The sequence below is a fragment of the Sphingobium fuliginis genome (genome assembly GCF_015074805.1).
Taxonomy (GTDB): Bacteria; Pseudomonadota; Alphaproteobacteria; order Sphingomonadales; family Sphingomonadaceae; genus Sphingobium; species Sphingobium fuliginis.
In genome coordinates this window covers 2214680-2231059 of sequence record NZ_CP060035.1, presented here as the reverse complement: position 1 = coordinate 2231059, position 16380 = coordinate 2214680, and the positions used below count along the sequence as shown (strand labels likewise).

Below are 16380 nucleotides of genomic sequence, written 5' to 3'. Positions count from 1 at the left end.
TTTTTCGCGCCTGGAAATCGCCCCTTAGGCTTCTGCCAATATCAGCGAGAACAGCTCGTCCGCATCGCTCCATTCGCGCACCGGCTCCCATCCCCCGGCGCGCAGCAGCAGCCTTTCGTCGCGCGCGCCATATTTGTGGCTGCTTTCGGTATGGATCGTCTCGCCCGCGGCCATGCGGAAGCATTGGCCCGCGACGTGGAAGTGAAGCGGCCGCACCGCCTCCAGATGCATTTCGATCCGCGCCTTGTCGTCGTTCCAGATGGCGCGATGGCGGAAGCCGTCCAGCGGCAGGTCGCCCTCCAGTTCCCGATTGATGCGCGCGATCAGATTGAGGTTGAACGCAGCCGTCACCCCCGCGGCATCGTCATAGGCGGCGACCAGCCGGTCACGGTCCTTGATCCGGTCCATGCCGATCAGCAGCATCGCGTCCTTGCCCAGCAGGCGCCGCATTGCCCGCAACAGGTCCACCGCCGAATCGGGTTCCATATTGCCGATGGTCGACCCGGGGAAGAAGCCGAGGCGCGGCAGCCCCTCTATCGCCGCCGGCAAGGCCAGTTCGCCGTTGAAGTCGCCCACCACCGGCAAGACCGGCAGCCCCGGAAAGGCCGACGCCAATTCAGCGCTCGACGCGCGAAGAAAGTCGCCGCTGATGTCGATCGGCACATAGGCGGCTGGATCGATGGCGCGCAGCAGATGCGGGGTCTTGCGCGAACTGCCTGCACCGAACTCCACCACCGCCCGCCCCGCGCCGATGGCGGCGGCGAAATCCGCGCCATGCCGTTCCAGCAGGGCGGTTTCCGTGCGCGTCGGATAATATTCCGGCAGGTCCGTGATCGCTTCGAACAGTTCCGACCCGCGCCGGTCGTAGAACCAGATGGGCGGGGTCGCCTTGGGCTCGCGGGACAGGCCCTCGATAATGTCCCGCCGGAAGGCCGGGTCAGGCGCGCGCAGGGACAGCGGGGCATCTTCGGTCAGCAGCATCGCGTCAAAGATCCTTTGCCAGCCGCAGTCCGGTGAACTGCCAGCGTTGATGGGGGTAGAAGAAATTGCGGTAGCTTGCCCGCATATGGCCGCGCGGCGTGGCGCAACTGCCGCCCTTCAGCACGAACTGCCCCGACATGAACTTGCCATTATATTCGCCCACCGCGCCGTCCGCCGCGCGGAAGCCGGGATGCGGGCGATAGGCGCTGCCTGTCCATTCCCACACATCGCCGAACATCTGCGTCAGCGTGGAGCCGCCATCCGCCGCGCGGGGGCGGGGGCAGGCCGGACCGTCCAACTGGTTCCCGCTGGTCGGCGCGACATTGAGGGCGGCGCTTTCCCATTCCGCCTCGGTGGGAAGGCGCGCCCCCGCCCATCGGGCATAGGCATCCGCTTCATAAAGACTGATATGACTGACGGGCGCGGCGGTATTGACCGGCTTGCGCCCGTCCAGACCGAAGCGCGTCCAGCCTTGCTCGCCCCGCCGCCAGTATAGCGGCGCCTCGACCCGCTCGGCCTGCACCCATGCCCAGCCGTCGGACAGCCAATGGGCGGCGTCGGCATAGCCGCCATCCTCGATGAAGGCGATCCATTCGCCATTGGTTATCGGCCTGTGCGCCAGCGCATGCGGGTGGAGCACCGTCTTGTGGCGGGGGGTCTCGCAATCGAAGGCAAAATCGCTTTTGCCGTCATCGCCGATCTCCACCAGCCCCTGCCGGCCCTCGATCCAGTGGAGAGGGCCGGGGACGGGCGCAGGCAGCGCATTGGGCGCGTCGTACAGCGCCGGTTCCAGCGGATTGAGCGACAGAAGATGCTGTACGTCGGTCAGCAGCAGTTCCTGATGCTGCTGCTCATGGTGGAGGCCCAGCAACACCAGCGCCTGCACATCGGGCATCAGCATCGGCAGGGCGGTGGTCAGCGCCTCGTCGACTTGGGCGCGATAGGCGCGGATTTCCTCCAGCGTCGGCCGTGTCAGCATGCCCCGCATCGGCCGCGCATGCCGTGGACCTTCGGCCTCATAATAGCTGTTGAAAAGATAGGCGTAATGCGGATCGAAGGGTGCATAGCCCGCCACATGATCGCGCAGGACGAAAGTTTCGAAGAACCAGCTTACATGCGCCAGATGCCATTTGGCGGGGGACGCGTCGGGCATGGACTGGACCGTCGCGTCCGCATCGGACAGCGGCGCGGCAAGCGCTTCGCTCAGCGCCCTGACCTCGCGATAGCGGGTGATGAGGTCGATCTGGCTCGGTACGGTCCGGCTTCTTGCCATGCATGCCCCTTCGATACGGTTGCGCCGCTCTCCTGGAATAATCGCATGAAGGGGCGGATCGGTTCCGGCCGGGCCGTTTCGCCGCCCTTCGATGATTGCGCATGGGGACGATGGGAATGGCTGGACAAGGGCCCGCCGCTTGCCCAAATGATGGGCCTGTCATGACCAAGCGCATCCTTCTCATCGTTTCGGGCGGCATCGCCGCCTATAAGTCGCTGGAACTGGTGCGGCTGCTGCGCAGGCGCGGCATCGCGGTGCGGGCGGTGCTGACGGAAAGCGCGGAAAAATTCGTGACGCCGCTGTCGCTGGGCGTGCTGACCGAGGATCATGTCTATGGCGACATGTTCGACCTCAAGGAAGAGCGCGAGATCGGCCATATCCAGCTTTCGCGGCAGGCCGATCTGGTCGTGGTCGCGCCAGCGACGGCGAACATCCTGGCCAAGATGGCGGGCGGCATTGCCGACGATCTGGCGACGACGCTGCTGTTGGCGACCGACAAGCCGGTGCTCGCCGTTCCCGCCATGAACGTTCGGATGTGGCACCATGCCGCGACCCGGCGGAATGTCGCACAGCTCAAGGCCGATGGCGTGCATGTGATGGAGCCGGACAGTGGTGAAATGGCGTGCGGGGAATTCGGCAAGGGCCGTCTGCCCGATCCGGAAGCGATCGCGGCGGAGGTGGCGCGGCTGCTCGCCCGGCCGCTCGCCGCCGATCCGCTGGCCGGGCAGCCGGACTTCGAAACGGCCGACGCGCCGCTCGCCGGACGGCATGTGCTGGTGACGGCCGGCCCGACGCATGAGCCGATCGACCCGGTCCGTTACATCGCCAACCGGTCCTCCGGCAAGCAGGGCTTCGCCATAGCGGCGGCGGCGGCGCGGGCCGGCGCGCGGGTGACATTGGTGGCGGGGCCGGTATACCTGCCGACGCCCGCCGGCGTGACCCGCGTCGATGTGGAAACCGCGCGCGAGATGCTGGCCGCGGTGGAGGCGGCCCTGCCCGCCGACGCGGCGATCATGGTGGCGGCGGTGGCCGACTGGCGTACGGCGGACGCTGCGGATCAGAAGCTCAAGAAGGATGGATCGGGCAAGCCGGCGCCCTTGGCCCTGGTCGAGAATCCGGACATTCTCGCCACGCTGGGCAAACATGCGCAGCGTCCCGCCCTGCTGGTCGGCTTTGCCGCCGAGACGCAGAAGATCGCTGAACATGCGCAGGCGAAGCTGGCGCGCAAGGGCGCCGACTGGATCGTCGCGAATGACGTGTCGGGGCCGCCCGGCTCAAGCGTGATGGGCGGCGATTCCAACAGCGTGCACATCGTTTCGAAGGATGGCGTCGAGAGCTGGGACCATCTGCCCAAGGACGCCGTCGCCACCCGCCTGATAGAAAAGGTCGCCCATGTCCTCTCCTCTCCCGCCCATTGAAATTCGCCTGAAGCGCCTGCCCCATGGCGCCGGCCTGCCGGCGCCGGCCTATGCCACGGCGCATGCGGCGGGGATGGACGTCGTGTCGGCGGAGGACATCATCCTTGTGCCTGGCGGCCGGCATGCGGTGGCGACCGGCTTTGCCATGGCGATTCCCGAAGGCTATGAAGTGCAGGTGCGGCCGCGTTCCGGCCTGGCGCTGAAACATGGGATCAGCCTGCCCAATACGCCGGGGACGATTGACGCCGATTATCGCGGCGAGCTGAAGGTCATATTGATCAATCTGGGCGAAGAACCCTTTGTGATCGCGCGGGGCGACCGGATCGCGCAGCTGGTCGCCGCGCCGGTGCAGATGGCGCGCTTTGCCGAAGTCGAGGAACTGGACGAGACGATCAGGGGCGCAGGGGGATTCGGATCGACGGGGGTTCGATCCCAATGACGCCCTTGGCCCTCACGGACGATCAGCTTGAGCGCTATGCCCGCCATATCGTGCTGAAGGAGATCGGCGGCGCGGGGCAGGCGCGGCTGCTGTCGGCGGATGTGGCCGTCGTGGGGGCGGGCGGGATCGGCAGCCCGGCCATCCTCTATCTCGCCGCGGCGGGCGTGGGCACGATTCGGGTGATCGATGACGATGCGGTCGCCCTCTCCAATCTGCAGCGGCAGGTGCTGTTCGGCACTGACGAGATCGGAGCGCCCAAGGCCGAAAGCGCGATGGCGGCGGTCGCGCGGCTCAATCCGGACGTGAAGCTGATCCCCATCAACGCCCGCATCGATGCGGACAATGCCGCGCTGATGCTGCGGGATGCCGATGCGGTGCTGGATGGCTGCGACAGTTTCGCGACGCGGCTGGCGGTGGCGGACTGCACGCAGAAGCTGCGGATTCCGCTGGTGTCGGCGGCGGTCGGGCCGTTCGAGGGGCAATTGGCCACCTATCGCGGTTGGGAGGCGGGCAAGCCCTGCTATCGCTGCCTGGTCGGGTCGCCGCAGGATGCGCCGGAGCGGGACTGTTCCGAAACCGGCGTGATCGGGGCGCTGACAGGGGTGATCGGCAGTCTGGCGGCGCTGGAGGTGATCCGCGCGCTTGTGCCCTTCGGCGATGACATGGCGGGGCGCTTGCTGCTGGCCGATCTGTTGTCGATGCGGTTTCGGACCGTGGCGGTGCCGAAGGATCCCGCCTGCCAGGGTTGCGCCGTGGAACTATGCGCGAGCTGAGGATCATCGTCGCGACGGCGGATGCGGAACGGCTGCGCGGAGCGTTGGTGATCGCGGCGGCTCAGGCGGCGCTGGGCGGCGGCGCGGCGCTGTTCCTGCAACTGGACGCGGTGAGCTTGCTGCGAGCGCCTCCGGAAGCGCCCCGCGACGAAGCGCATCGGGCATCGGGGCTGCCTTCGCTGGCGATGGTGATCGAAGAGGCATTGGGCTTGGGCGTGATCCTGCTTGCCTGTCAGAGCGGACTTGCGCTGTGCGGAATGACTGCCGATGATTTGCCGCAGGGCGTTGAGGTCGGCGGCCCGATGGGGTTCTTGCAGCAGACCGGCGAAGAGGCCCGGCTGATCTTTGCCTGAGCCGGTCGGCTGGCTCGGCTGGTGGGAAGCGGACGATTGCGACGCTTTTCTAAAGGCACAGCATGCTCATGCGAAAGCAGGCGCCCGGATCGGGCGGCGATGATGCGCGGAAGGGAGGGCCGGGCCTGCCTGCGCAGGAGCAGGCTTGCTTCAGGGAAAGCAGAAGCTCCGTTCCCTGACCGCATTCAGTCAGCCCCCTACCAGGCCAGCCGGTACTTCACGCCCATGGCCTGGGCCAGTTGCCGCTGCCGCCGCTCGACCGCTTCTCCGAACAGATCGGCGTCCACGCTGCGCAGCCGCAGTTCGAGTACATTGCCCTCCATCTCCAGGCGGGAGGCGAGCAAAGGCCCCTCCACGCCGCCGGACAACCGCTGCCCCAATCTGATCGCCAGACCCCATAAGGTCGCTCGCTGAAGCGCTTCGGGCGGGGCCAGCCGCTCGATGCCGGGCGGCGTCGACAGGCCGCCGCCAAAATTGCTGTGCAGCGCCTGGGCCAGCATGGCTCGCTCGGCCGCGTTGATGCCGACCCAATTGCTGTGCAGCGCGATCTCGACGCCCCGGTCCGACCGGAAATCGGGATTGGCGCGCCACCCGACATCGGCCAACAGGCAGGCCGCCCGGCGAATCCGCCGCCACGCGCTGCCGTCCTCCAGGAACAGCGGCGCGATCCAGCGCTCGATCATGTCGCCATGGCCGGTAAAGCGCGCCTGCGCTTCGCCTTCGGCCTCCGCCGCGATCAGCAGCGGATCATGTGCCTGAATATCCGGGGGCAGATCGCTGAACAGCAGCCCCTCGCGCAGGCCATAGGCCGACACGACCAGCCTGCTCGACCTCAACTGGCGCACGATCACCGACAGCAGCGCCGCCGCATCCGGCAGGGTCGGCACGCGCGATCCGGTGATCTGGGGAATATCCTTGAACCGCGCCTTGCCGACATGGGACACGATGCGCGTCAATTGTTCGGCCCGCGCGGCAGGCATTTCATATTGGTGCACGACGGGAAGCGGGAACTGGGTTAATTCCATGTCGAACCGGGCCAGCGCGCGCCACGACCCGCCGACCAGATAGAAGGGCAGGCCGGCGGGCGCGTCCCAGCCCGCCTTGGCCAGCATCTTCCTGACCATTCGTTCCAGCACGGCCGGCCCCTTGGCGCGGATTTGCGGCAGGCGCAGCACGCCCAGCGGCAAGGACACCGTTTCATGCACGGCGCCGTCGCGGATTCGGGCCAGCTCAAGGCTGCCGCCGCCCAGGTCGCCGACGATGCCGTCCGCGCCCGGAATGCCCGACAACACGCCATAGGCCGCGGCGACCGCCTCCTGCCCGCCGGACAGCAGCTCGACCTCCAGCCCCATGTCGCGGGCGCGCCGGATGAACTCGTCGCCATTTTCCGCGTCCCGCACCGCGGCGGTGGCGACGCAGCGCACCTCCTGCACCTCCATCTCGCGGCAGAGATGGGCGAAGCGGCCGATCGCGCGCAGCCCCCTGTCCATGGCTTCCGCCTCGATCCGGCCCGTCTTCCCCAGGGACGCGCCCAATCCCGCCATCACCTTTTCGTTGAAGAGGATGAAGGGGATGCGGCGCGGCCCGTCATAGACGACCAGCCGCACGCTGTTGGAACCGATGTCGATGATCGCCGTGCGCGCCTTCGCCTGATGCGGGGACGTCGCCATGCCGGGGGCGAGCGCCCGGACCTGGCTCAACATGGAATTCATGCCGATCAGGCCCGCCCGCGCAGGCGCAGCGTCGGCACCGCTTCGCTGTCCAGCGCGGCGCCACGGCCCGAAAGGGACGGGTTGGTCATGAAATAGCGGTGCAGGTTGAACGGCCGGTCGCCCGCCTCGACGCGGCTGTAATGGCCGTCGCTGTCCAGCACCCAGCTCTGTTCGGTGTCGATCAGGTTGGCGACCATCACCTGGTCCAGAATCTGGTCGTGCACGGTCGGATTTTCGACCGGCGCCAGGAACTCCACGCGCCGGTCGAAATTGCGCGGCATCCAGTCGGCCGAACTGATGAACACCTTCGCGCCATTATTGGGCAGCGCCTTGCCATTGCCGAAGACGGTGATCCGGCTATGTTCAAGAAAGCGGCCGACCACCGACTTCACCCGGATATTTTCCGACATGCCCGGCACGCCCGGCCGCAGGCAGCAGATGCCCCGCACGATGAGTTCGATCTGCACGCCTGCATTGCTCGCCGCATAGAGCTTTTCCATGATCGCCGGGTCCACCAGCGAATTCATCTTCGCCCAGATGGTTCCCGGCCGCCCGGCGCGGACATGCTCTATCTCCGCATCGATCAGGTCGCACAGGCGGTTGCGCAGGTCGCGGGGCGACATCACCAGCTTTTCCAGCCGCTGCGGCTCGACATAGCCGGTGATGTAATTGAACAGCGCCGCCGCATCGCGCCCATAGGCCGGATCGGCGGTGAAGAAGCTGAGGTCGGTGTAGATGCGCGCCGTCACCGGATGATAGTTGCCGGTGCCGAAATGGCAGTAGGTGCGGAACGCCTCCCCCTCCCGCCGGACGACCATCGACACTTTCGCATGGGTCTTCCAGTCGATGAAGCCATAGACCACCTGCACGCCCGCGCGCTCCAGCGCGTCGGCCCACATCAGGTTCTGCTCCTCGTCGAAACGGGCTTTCAGCTCCACCACTGCGGTCACGGACTTGCCTGCCTCGGCCGCGTCGATCAGCGCGCGGATGATCGCGGACTGCTTGCCCGCGCGGTACAGCGTCTGCTTGATCGCCACGACATCGGGGTCGGACGCCGCCTGCTTCAGGAAGGACACCACCACGTCGAAGGCTTCATAGGGATGGTGGACGACGATGTCCTTCGCCCGGATCGCGGCAAAGCAATCCCCGCCATATTCGCGGATGCGTTCCGGGAAGCGGGGGGCGTAGGGCTCGAACTTCAGGTCCGGCCGATCCTCCTCGACGACGCCGGACAGGTCGCCGATGCCGACGAACCCTTCCACCTCCGCGATGATCGCCTCATGGCCCTGGAGCATGTCCTGCAACATCTCCTCGACCGGCTCGGGAATGCGTTCCTCTATCTCCATGCGGATCACGCGGCCCCGGCGGCGGCGCTTGATGGCGCTGCGGAAATAGCGGACCAGATCCTCCGCCTCTTCCTCTATCTCTATGTCGCTGTCGCGGATGATGCGGAAAACGCCGCTGTTGCGGACGCGATAGCCGGGAAAGAGATCGGCCGAGAAGCGCCGGATCACCGCCTCCAGCGCCATATAGCGGGCCGTTTCGCCCGGCATCCGCACGAAGCGGGCGAGTGAGGACGGTATCATCACCAGCTCGCGAATCGGCTCCTTGTCCGACAGCCGCTCCAGGTCGAAGACAATCGACAGCCCCTGATTGGGGATGAAGGGGAAGGGGTGCGCCGGGTCCAGCGCCTGCGGCGTCAGGATCGGGAAGACCTGCGTCAGGAAATGATCGCGCAGCCAGTTCTCGCAGGAGGGGTCGAGCGCGGTGGACGGGCCGATCACCTCTATCCCCACCTGCGCCAGTTCGCCGTGCAGCGCCCCCCACACCTTCTGCTGCGCGCCCATCAGCCGGGCAGTTTCCTCGCTGATGGCGGCCAGTTGCTGCGCCGGGGTCAGCCCGTCGGCGGAGCGCATGTCGACATCCTGCAGCTGCTGCCCCTTCAGCCCCGCCACGCGCACGGAGAAGAACTCGTCCAGATTGGCGCCGGAAATCGACAGGAAACGCAACCGCTCCAGCAGGGGATGCGCCCGGTTCATCGCCTCTTCCAGCACGCGCTGGTTGAACGCCAGCCAGGACAGTTCCCGGTTGAAATAGCGGTCGCTGGGCAGGGTCAGGCTGGCGGAGGGGTCGGCTTCGGCCACATCTCTCTCATCGTTCGGAACCGGAGGATCAGTCCGGGACTATAGGCAAAAATCCCGCGTCTTGCAGGACATCTTTCGCCATAGCGGTAGAAATCTTACGTCCCGATGACAAAGCCGCCTCGTCCAGCAGGCGGGTCACGGCGGCGATGGCGGCATAGCTGCGCTCGATCCGCCGCAGCAGCCATTCGGGCAGGTCGGCGGCATAGCTTGCCCCGGCCGACGCCAGGGACCGCTCTATCAGGGCGCGGGCCAGCGCCTCGTCCGGCTGCTCCAGCGCGACATGCGGCGCCGCCGCCAGCCGGGACCGCAGGTCGGGAAGGGCCACCTGCCATAGCACGGGCGGCGCGTCCGCGATCAGCAGCAGCGGGCGCTGCGCCGTCTGCGCATCGTTCCAGGCGTTGAACAGCGCCTGCTCATCCTGCCGCTGCGCATCGTCGATCATCGTCCCGCCGCTCTGCGCGACGAAATGGCGGCCCAGAGTCGAACGGCCCGACAGGGGCGGCCCGCTCAGCACGCTGATCGCCAGCGGCCATCCCCGCCAGTTCTCCAGATGGCGGACGGCGATGCGGTTGGCGTCGCTGACCAGGAAATCCTCGCCGCTCGCCCGATCAGGCCGGTCGAACGGCAGGCTGATCTGTCTCATGGCGCCTTTCATTGCGCAGAGCCGGCTCCCGGTGTCCCACCCCTGCGGATGCGCAGCGTATTGCCGGACACGGCGACGTTATAGCCCTTCGCCGCCAGCGCTGCACGCAACATGTCGACCGTGCCGTCGAAGCTCACCTGCATGACCGACGTGCCGCCCAGCGCCAGGCTGCTGGTCGCGGCTGAACGCACGCCCGCGATGGAACGCACGGCGGCTTCGCCCTGCGCCACCGATCCGACGTCCGGGGTGTCGAACTGGATCGCGTAGCTGCCCGTCGTGGCGGCGGGCGTCGGCATGTCGAGCGTTTCCACCGGCAGATCGGCGGCATTTTCGATCTCCAGCGCATTGGGATCGACCGGCTCCTCGATGATCAGCGACGGATCGGGACGCAGGCGGCCGTCATTCAGCGCCTGGGTATAAAGCTGGTCGATCCGCTGCGTCGCCTGGTCCAGCATCTGCGGGATCGCGCTGTCGTTGGAGGCGCGCAGGGAAAAGCTGCCGATCAGGAAATTGTCGGGGCCGTAGCGCGCCGTGAAGGTGCCGGTCACCGGACCGCCCGGATATTGACGGTCGAGCCGTGCGATCGGGATCACCACGTCCGCCGCGCCATATTGGTCGAGCAGCACGCGCCACCACAGCCGCCCGCGCCGCCCGGTCTGCCCCGCATTCAGCAGGATCGGATCAGCGATCGACCCGGCCACGCGGACATAGTCGATCGCGCTGTCGCCGGTGCGGAAACGCGCCCAGGCCCGCTGCCATTCGTTGATCCGCTCATAGGACACGGCAGACCCGCCGTCCCACAGCACCGGGATCACCAGCAGGGGCGGGGACCGCATGACATTGCCGGTCACGCCCAGCAACTGGCCCGTCCGCGCCCGGTCGAACATGACGCCCAGCGTGGCGACATAGCGGGTGGGGCCCGCCTGCTCATATTCGATCTCGATACCCGAAATCATGCCTTCAAGCTGCGAATCGGACAGGGCCGGCGCGCCGCTGCCGCCATGGGTTCGGGTCCACAGCATCTGCCACGCCCGCCGCTGCGCCAGCCGCCAGCCGGCCTTGCGCGCGCTGTCGGCATCCTTGGCGAAGACGTCGACCTTCACATGGCTCACCTGGAAATCGCCGCCGCTGGCGATGGGGGGCACGCCGCGCTCCCCCTCCATCTGCGCGACCAGCGCCGCAGCGGCGAGGCCAAGCATGATCGCGCCCAGTATCTGGATCGGGCGCGACGCTGCGCGGAACAGGTTCAAAGGCCGGAGGGACAGGCCACGAAGGACAGAAGGCACGTTCACGCGCGTCCTTTTGGCGAGATTTGCCTGCGCTGCCAAGCGGCAACCCATTTCCCGTTCCGTTTTCGCGCACAATGTGCGTTATTTGGCTTGCCGCATTTTCTTAAGCCGTCAGATGTTTCCATCTGACTTGAAAATGCTTAGGGGCCACAGCCATGAGCGACACCGAATCCTACAGCTACGCCAAGGCTGGCGTCGACATCGCCGCGGGCAATGCGCTGGTTCGCGCCATCGCCCCGCTTGCCAAGGCCACCCGTCGCCCCGGCGCCGACGCGGAACTGGGCGGCTTCGGCGGTTTCTTCGACCTGAAGGCGGCCGGATACGACGATCCGCTGCTGGTCGCGGCCAATGACGGCGTCGGCACCAAGCTGAAGCTCGCCATCGATCACAACGCCCATGACGGCGTCGGCATCGACCTGGTCGCCATGTGCGCCAACGACCTGATCGTGCAGGGCGCCGAACCGCTCTTCTTCCTGGACTATTATGCCACCGGCAAGCTGGAGAGCGGCGTCGCCGAACGCGTGATCGCGGGCATTGCGGAGGGCTGCAAACAGGCCGGCTGCGCCCTTATCGGCGGAGAGACGGCGGAAATGCCCGGCATGTACGGGCCGGGCGACTATGACCTCGCCGGTTTCTGCGTCGGCGCGGTGGAGCGGTCCAGAGCGCTGACCGGCAACCGGGTCAAGGCGGGCGACGTGCTGCTGGGTCTCACTTCCTCGGGCGTGCACAGCAACGGCTTCTCGCTGGTGCGCCGTCTTGCCGCCGACAAGGGCTGGAAGCTCGACCGTCCGGCGATCTTCGATAATGAGGTGCTGCTGATCGACGCGCTGATGGCGCCGACGCGCATCTATGTGAAGTCGCTGCTGCCGCTGGTCCGGGCAGGCCGGATCAATGCGCTGGCCCACATCACCGGCGGCGGCCTGCTGGAGAATATCCCGCGCGTGCTGCCCGAAGGCTGTCATGCGGTTATCGACGCCGACGGCTGGGAACAGCCGCGCCTGATGGCTTTCCTCCAGGCGCAGGGCAATATCGAGCCGGAGGAAATGGCCCGCACCTTCAATTGCGGTGTCGGCATGGTGCTGGCGGTGGATGCGGATGCGGTGGACGCCGTGACGGCGGATCTGGAAGCAGCGGGCGAAACCGTGGTCCGCGTCGGCCTCGTGGAGGCGGGCGAAAAGGGCTGCACGGTCAAGGGCTCACAGGAAACATGGAGCGCCAGGGCCGACTGGACCGCCACGCATCTGGGGTAAGTCACTGAAACCCGTTCGTTTCGAGCGAAGTCGAGAAACGAAGTCACAAGGGTTCTCGACTTCGCGCGAACCGGACGGGGACTGCAAGTGAAGGCAAAGGTCGGCGTTCTGATTTCCGGACGTGGCTCGAACATGGCGGCGTTGCTCTATGCCGCCAGGCATCCGTCCTGCCCCTATGAGCTGGTGCTGGTCGCCGCCAACGATCCCGAAGCCCCCGGCCTGACCCTCGCCGCCGCCGAGGGCATCGCCACCTTCGCGCAGAGCCACAAGGGCCTGAAGCGCGCCGAATTCGACGCCATTATCGACAAGGCGTTGCGCGGGGCGGGCGCGGAATATGTCGCGCTGGCCGGCTATATGCGCCTCCTCTCGCCCGAATTCGTCGCCGGCTGGGAAGGCCGGATGCTGAACATCCACCCCAGCCTGCTGCCCAAATATAAGGGTCTCGACACCCATCGGAAGGCTTTGGACGCAGGCGATACCCATGCCGGCTGCTCGGTCCACATCGTCACGGCGGAACTGGACGACGGGCCGGTCCTTGGCCAGATCGAAGTCGCGATCCTGCCCGGCGACACCGCCGACAGCCTTGCCGCGCGCATATTGATGGCGGAACATCAGCTCTATCCGCGCACGCTGGCGGATTTCGTCACCCGCGAGCGCCAGCCCGAATGGCTGCTGAACAAAGTCCGTGAGCGCGCCCTGGCCCTGCCGCAGGCGGATGAGGTCACGTCCCACGGCATGCCCTGCTTCGGCATCGAAAAGGGCAAGAAATTCGCCTATTTCACGCAGGATCGTCATGGCGACGGCGTTATCGCCATCCTCGTCAAGACGACCGCGCCGGAAGAACAGGCGATGCTGATCGAAAGCGACCCCGCCCGCTATTACCGCCCCCCCTATTTCGGGGATGGCTGGGTCGGCATCCGCCTCGATCTGGGGGACACGGACTGGGACCAGATCAACGAACGGCTGGAGCGGAGCTGGCGGGAGGTCGCGCCCCGCAAACTCACGGCCCTGATGGACGCCGCCGACGAATTTTAACCCCGCTCTTTCCTTTCCAATGGCCCAACCCCACTATAGGCAGCCATGACCGACACCTCCCCCACTCCCGCCATAGAGATCGCCAACCTCACCAAGGTTTACAAGGGCGGCAAGCAGGCGCTCGACAATATCAACCTCACCATCCCGCGCGGGCAGATTTACGGCCTGCTGGGGCCGAATGGCGCGGGCAAGTCGACCACCATCAACATCCTCGCCGGGCTGGTGAACAAGACCAGCGGCACGGCGAAAATCTGGGGCTTCGACATCGACCAGAACCCCCGCAACGCCAAGAACAGCATCGGCATCGTCCCGCAGGAGATCGTCTTCGATCCCTTCTTCACCCCGTTCGAGACGCTGGAGAACCAGGCGGGCTATTATGGCGTACCCCGGGACCGCCGCCGCTCGATGGAATTGCTGCGCGCCGTGCATCTGGAGGACAAGGCCGACGCCTATGCCCGGACCCTGTCGGGCGGCATGAAACGCCGCCTGCTGGTGGCCAAGGCGATGGTGCACAGCCCGCCGATCCTGGTGCTGGACGAACCGACCGCCGGCGTCGACGTGCAGCTTCGCCAGCAGCTCTGGGCCTATGTGCGGGAGTTGAACCGCCAGGGCGTGACCATCGTCCTCACCACGCATTATCTCGAAGAGGCCGAGGAATTGTGCGACCGGATCGGCATCATCAACCATGGCAAGGTCATCACCGACAAGCCGACTCGCGAACTGATCGCCATGGCGCAGGAGAAGGTGGTGCAGGTGACGGTCGACCGCGATGTGGTGACGCCCCCCGCCGACCCCAGCTTCGAGAAGATCGAACTGTCGGACGAACGCACGCTGACGATCACCTATATGAAGAACCGCGCCAATGCGGGCCAGGTGCTGAGCGCCGTGCAGGCCAGCGGGCTTTCGATCGTCGACGTGGTGACGCGCGACCCTGATCTGGAGGATGTGTTCCTGAACCTGACCGCGGCGGCGTGAGGGAGAGGGATGCCTCTCCCCCTCCCGCAGGCGGGAGGGGGCCGGGGGGTGGGCTGGCGCGACCTTTCAAAAGCAGGAATACGTCCCGCGCAAAGTCGCTAAGAAACGAGGCATCTCCGCCTGAGCGGTTCCTTTGGCAGCGCCTGCGCAACCGCCAACTCGACGGCCGCAAGTTCAGCCGCCAAATCCCTATCGGCCCTTATTTCGCGGACTTCCTTTGTCGCGAGGCGAAGCTCATCATCGAACTGGATGGCTCCACCCACGACGACAGTGCGGAATATGACGCCCGCCGCGACGCCTACTGTCGCGAACTAGGCTTTACCGTCTTGCGCTTTCAGAATGCCGACGTGATAGGGAATATCGAAGGCGTGCTGTCGCATATCATGGCAGCCCTCGCGCAAGCCCACCCCCAACCCCTCCCGCCTGCGGGAGGGGAGTAAGAAGACTATATGCCCACCACCACCTATGACGTCGTCATCATCGGCTCCGGCGCGGCGGGGCTGACCGCCGCCATCAACCTGGCGCAGGACCGCAAGGTCGTGGTGCTGGCCAAGGGAGCGCTGGACGGCGGGTCCACCAACTGGGCGCAGGGCGGCATCGCCGCCGTACTGGACGCAGGTGACAGTTTCGAGGCGCATATCGAAGACACGATGGTCGCAGGCGCAGGCCTGAACGACCGCAGTACCGTCGAATTCGTCGTCTCCGAGGCTCCTGCGGCGATAGAGCGGCTCGCGGAGCTTGGCGTTCCCTTCAATGGAGGGGAGGAATTCGGCGAACGCTGGCACCTGACCCGCGAAGGCGGTCACAGCCACCGCCGCATCGTCCATGTCGACGACGCCACCGGCCATGCCGTGCAGGTCGCGCTGCTGAAGGCCGCCCGCGCCAATCCCAACATCACGCTGCTGGAGGACAGGGTCGCCATCGACCTCATCACCAGCCGCCATGGCGAGCGCTATTCGGGCGACGGGCATGTATGGGGCGTCTATGCCTTCAACAGGCTGACGGACCATGTCGACGCGATCCTGGGCAAGGCGACGATCCTCTGCACCGGCGGCGCGGGCCGCACCTATCTCTTCTCCACAGCTCCCCGGGGCGCGACCGGGGACGGCATCGCCATGGCCTGGCGCGCGGGCTGCCGCGTCTCCAACATGGAGATGAACCAGTTCCACCCTACCTGCCTCTACAATCTGGAGGTCAAGAATTTCCTCATCACGGAGGCGGTTCGGGGGGAGGGCGGTCATTTGAAGCTGCCCCCCGGTGTCCCCGGCGGCGGGGAACGCTTCATGCCCCGGTTCGACCCGCGCGGCGAACTCGCCCCCCGCGACGTGGTGGCCCGCGCCATCGACCATGAGATCAAGCGGCTCGGCCTCGACTATGTCCATCTCGACATCAGCCACAAGCCGCCGGAATTCGTGCGCACCCATTTCCCGACCATCTATGCGCGCCTGCTGGATCTTGACATCGACATCACGAAGGAACCGATCCCGGTCGTCCCGGCACAGCATTATACCTGCGGCGGCGTGGTCATCGACCTTGACGGTCGCACCGACCTGCCGGGGCTCTATGCGGCGGGCGAAGTCACCGAAAGCGGCCTGCACGGCGCTAACCGCCTCGCGTCCAATTCGCTGCTGGAATGCTTCGTCTTCGGGGAAGCCGCCGCCCGGCACATCCGCGCCCATTGGGATGAACTGCCCGCGCCGCCGCCGATCCGCCCCTGGGACGAAAGCCGCGTCACCAATTCGGACGAAGAGGTCATCGTCCAGCATAATTGGAAGGAAATCCGCCGCTTCATGTGGGACTATGTCGGCATCGTCCGCACCACCAAGCGGCTGGAGCGCGCCAAGCACCGCATCGACCTGCTGGCGAAGGAAGTCGACGAATATTACGGCCATTTCCGCGTGACGCCGGACCTCATCGAACTGCGCAACCTGCTGGAGGTCGCGCGTCTGGTCGTCCGCTCCGCCCTGCATCGCAAGGAGAGCAGGGGGCTGCACTATACGCTCGATTATCCGGCGATGCTGCCGCAGGCGGTCGATACGGTGCTGGCGCCCTGAAAGAAGCTGAAAAAAGGTGGCGCAGCGTCCATCGCGCTGCG

General features: G+C 66.4%; 15 protein-coding genes. 9 read left to right on the top strand and 6 right to left on the bottom strand.

Features of this window, described 5'->3' with window-relative positions; genetic code table 11:
* Window positions 1–24: 24 nt before the first annotated feature.
* Window positions 25–981, bottom strand: a complete 957-nt coding sequence (egtD, locus tag H5V43_RS10725; RefSeq protein ID WP_025548682.1) for an L-histidine N(alpha)-methyltransferase — start codon at window positions 979–981, stop codon at window positions 25–27.
* 4 nt (window positions 982–985) lie between these two features.
* Window positions 986–2254, bottom strand: a complete 1269-nt coding sequence (egtB, locus tag H5V43_RS10720) for an ergothioneine biosynthesis protein EgtB (protein ID WP_025548681.1) — start codon at window positions 2252–2254, stop codon at window positions 986–988.
* 161 nt (window positions 2255–2415) lie between these two features.
* On the opposite strand from egtB, the gene coaBC reads away from it, so the two are divergent.
* From coaBC to H5V43_RS10700, 4 genes are read left to right on the top strand one after another with little or no spacing between them, the layout of a single operon-like run.
* Window positions 2416–3672 (top strand): bifunctional phosphopantothenoylcysteine decarboxylase/phosphopantothenate--cysteine ligase CoaBC, encoded by a 1257-nt coding sequence (gene coaBC, locus H5V43_RS10715; RefSeq protein WP_025548679.1) that lies wholly within the window; start codon window positions 2416–2418, stop codon window positions 3670–3672.
* Entirely contained in the window at window positions 3647–4111 is a 465-nt protein-coding gene (gene dut / locus H5V43_RS10710) for a dUTP diphosphatase (RefSeq protein ID WP_025548678.1), read from the top strand. The genes coaBC and dut overlap by 26 nt, the downstream gene beginning before the upstream one ends.
* Window positions 4108–4884 carry a HesA/MoeB/ThiF family protein gene (locus H5V43_RS10705; protein WP_128830727.1) on the top strand — a complete coding sequence of 259 codons (777 nt, stop codon included), beginning with the start codon at window positions 4108–4110 and terminating at the stop codon, window positions 4882–4884. Before dut ends, H5V43_RS10705 begins: the two co-directional genes overlap by 4 nt.
* The gene (locus tag H5V43_RS10700; protein ID WP_025548674.1) at window positions 4872–5237 is read left to right on the top strand and encodes a DsrE family protein; all 366 of its coding nucleotides are present in this window, start codon (window positions 4872–4874) and stop codon (window positions 5235–5237) included. The genes H5V43_RS10705 and H5V43_RS10700 overlap by 13 nt, the downstream gene beginning before the upstream one ends.
* Before the next feature lie 197 nt (window positions 5238–5434).
* On the opposite strand, the gene H5V43_RS10695 is transcribed toward H5V43_RS10700, so the two are convergent.
* The 4 genes from H5V43_RS10695 to H5V43_RS10680 are packed head-to-tail and all read right to left on the bottom strand — an operon-like array spanning window position 5435 to window position 11028.
* On the bottom strand, window positions 5435–6949 hold the full coding sequence (locus H5V43_RS10695; protein ID WP_025548673.1) for a Ppx/GppA family phosphatase: 1515 nt from the start codon (window positions 6947–6949) through the stop codon (window positions 5435–5437).
* A 5-nt stretch (window positions 6950–6954) separates the two neighbouring features.
* On the bottom strand, window positions 6955–9093 hold the full coding sequence (locus H5V43_RS10690; protein WP_025548671.1) for an RNA degradosome polyphosphate kinase: 2139 nt from the start codon (window positions 9091–9093) through the stop codon (window positions 6955–6957).
* Between the two features lie 28 nt (window positions 9094–9121).
* Window positions 9122–9736, bottom strand: a complete 615-nt coding sequence (locus tag H5V43_RS10685) for a P-loop NTPase family protein (RefSeq protein ID WP_025548670.1) — start codon at window positions 9734–9736, stop codon at window positions 9122–9124.
* A gap of 8 nt (window positions 9737–9744) precedes the next feature.
* On the bottom strand, window positions 9745–11028 hold the full coding sequence (locus H5V43_RS10680) for a hypothetical protein (protein ID WP_025548668.1): 1284 nt from the start codon (window positions 11026–11028) through the stop codon (window positions 9745–9747).
* A 152-nt stretch (window positions 11029–11180) separates the two neighbouring features.
* Between H5V43_RS10680 and purM the strand changes: the two genes are divergently transcribed.
* The 5 genes from purM to nadB all read left to right on the top strand — a co-directional run bounded on the left by purM (window position 11181) and on the right by nadB (window position 16339).
* Window positions 11181–12275: a phosphoribosylformylglycinamidine cyclo-ligase gene (gene purM, locus H5V43_RS10675; RefSeq protein WP_025548666.1), complete on the top strand. Its 1095-nt coding sequence runs from the start codon at window positions 11181–11183 to the stop codon at window positions 12273–12275.
* A gap of 87 nt (window positions 12276–12362) precedes the next feature.
* Entirely contained in the window at window positions 12363–13310 is a 948-nt protein-coding gene (purN, locus tag H5V43_RS10670; protein ID WP_025548665.1) for a phosphoribosylglycinamide formyltransferase, read from the top strand.
* A gap of 45 nt (window positions 13311–13355) precedes the next feature.
* Window positions 13356–14285, top strand: coding sequence for an ABC transporter ATP-binding protein (locus H5V43_RS10665; protein WP_048577206.1), 930 nt, complete (start codon window positions 13356–13358; stop codon window positions 14283–14285).
* Window positions 14282–14725, top strand: a complete 444-nt coding sequence (locus H5V43_RS10660; RefSeq protein ID WP_244968612.1) for an endonuclease domain-containing protein — start codon at window positions 14282–14284, stop codon at window positions 14723–14725. Before H5V43_RS10665 ends, H5V43_RS10660 begins: the two co-directional genes overlap by 4 nt.
* Window positions 14726–14734: 9 nt before the next feature.
* Entirely contained in the window at window positions 14735–16339 is a 1605-nt protein-coding gene (gene nadB, locus H5V43_RS10655) for an L-aspartate oxidase (protein WP_025548663.1), read from the top strand.
* Window positions 16340–16380: the final 41 nt, after the last annotated feature.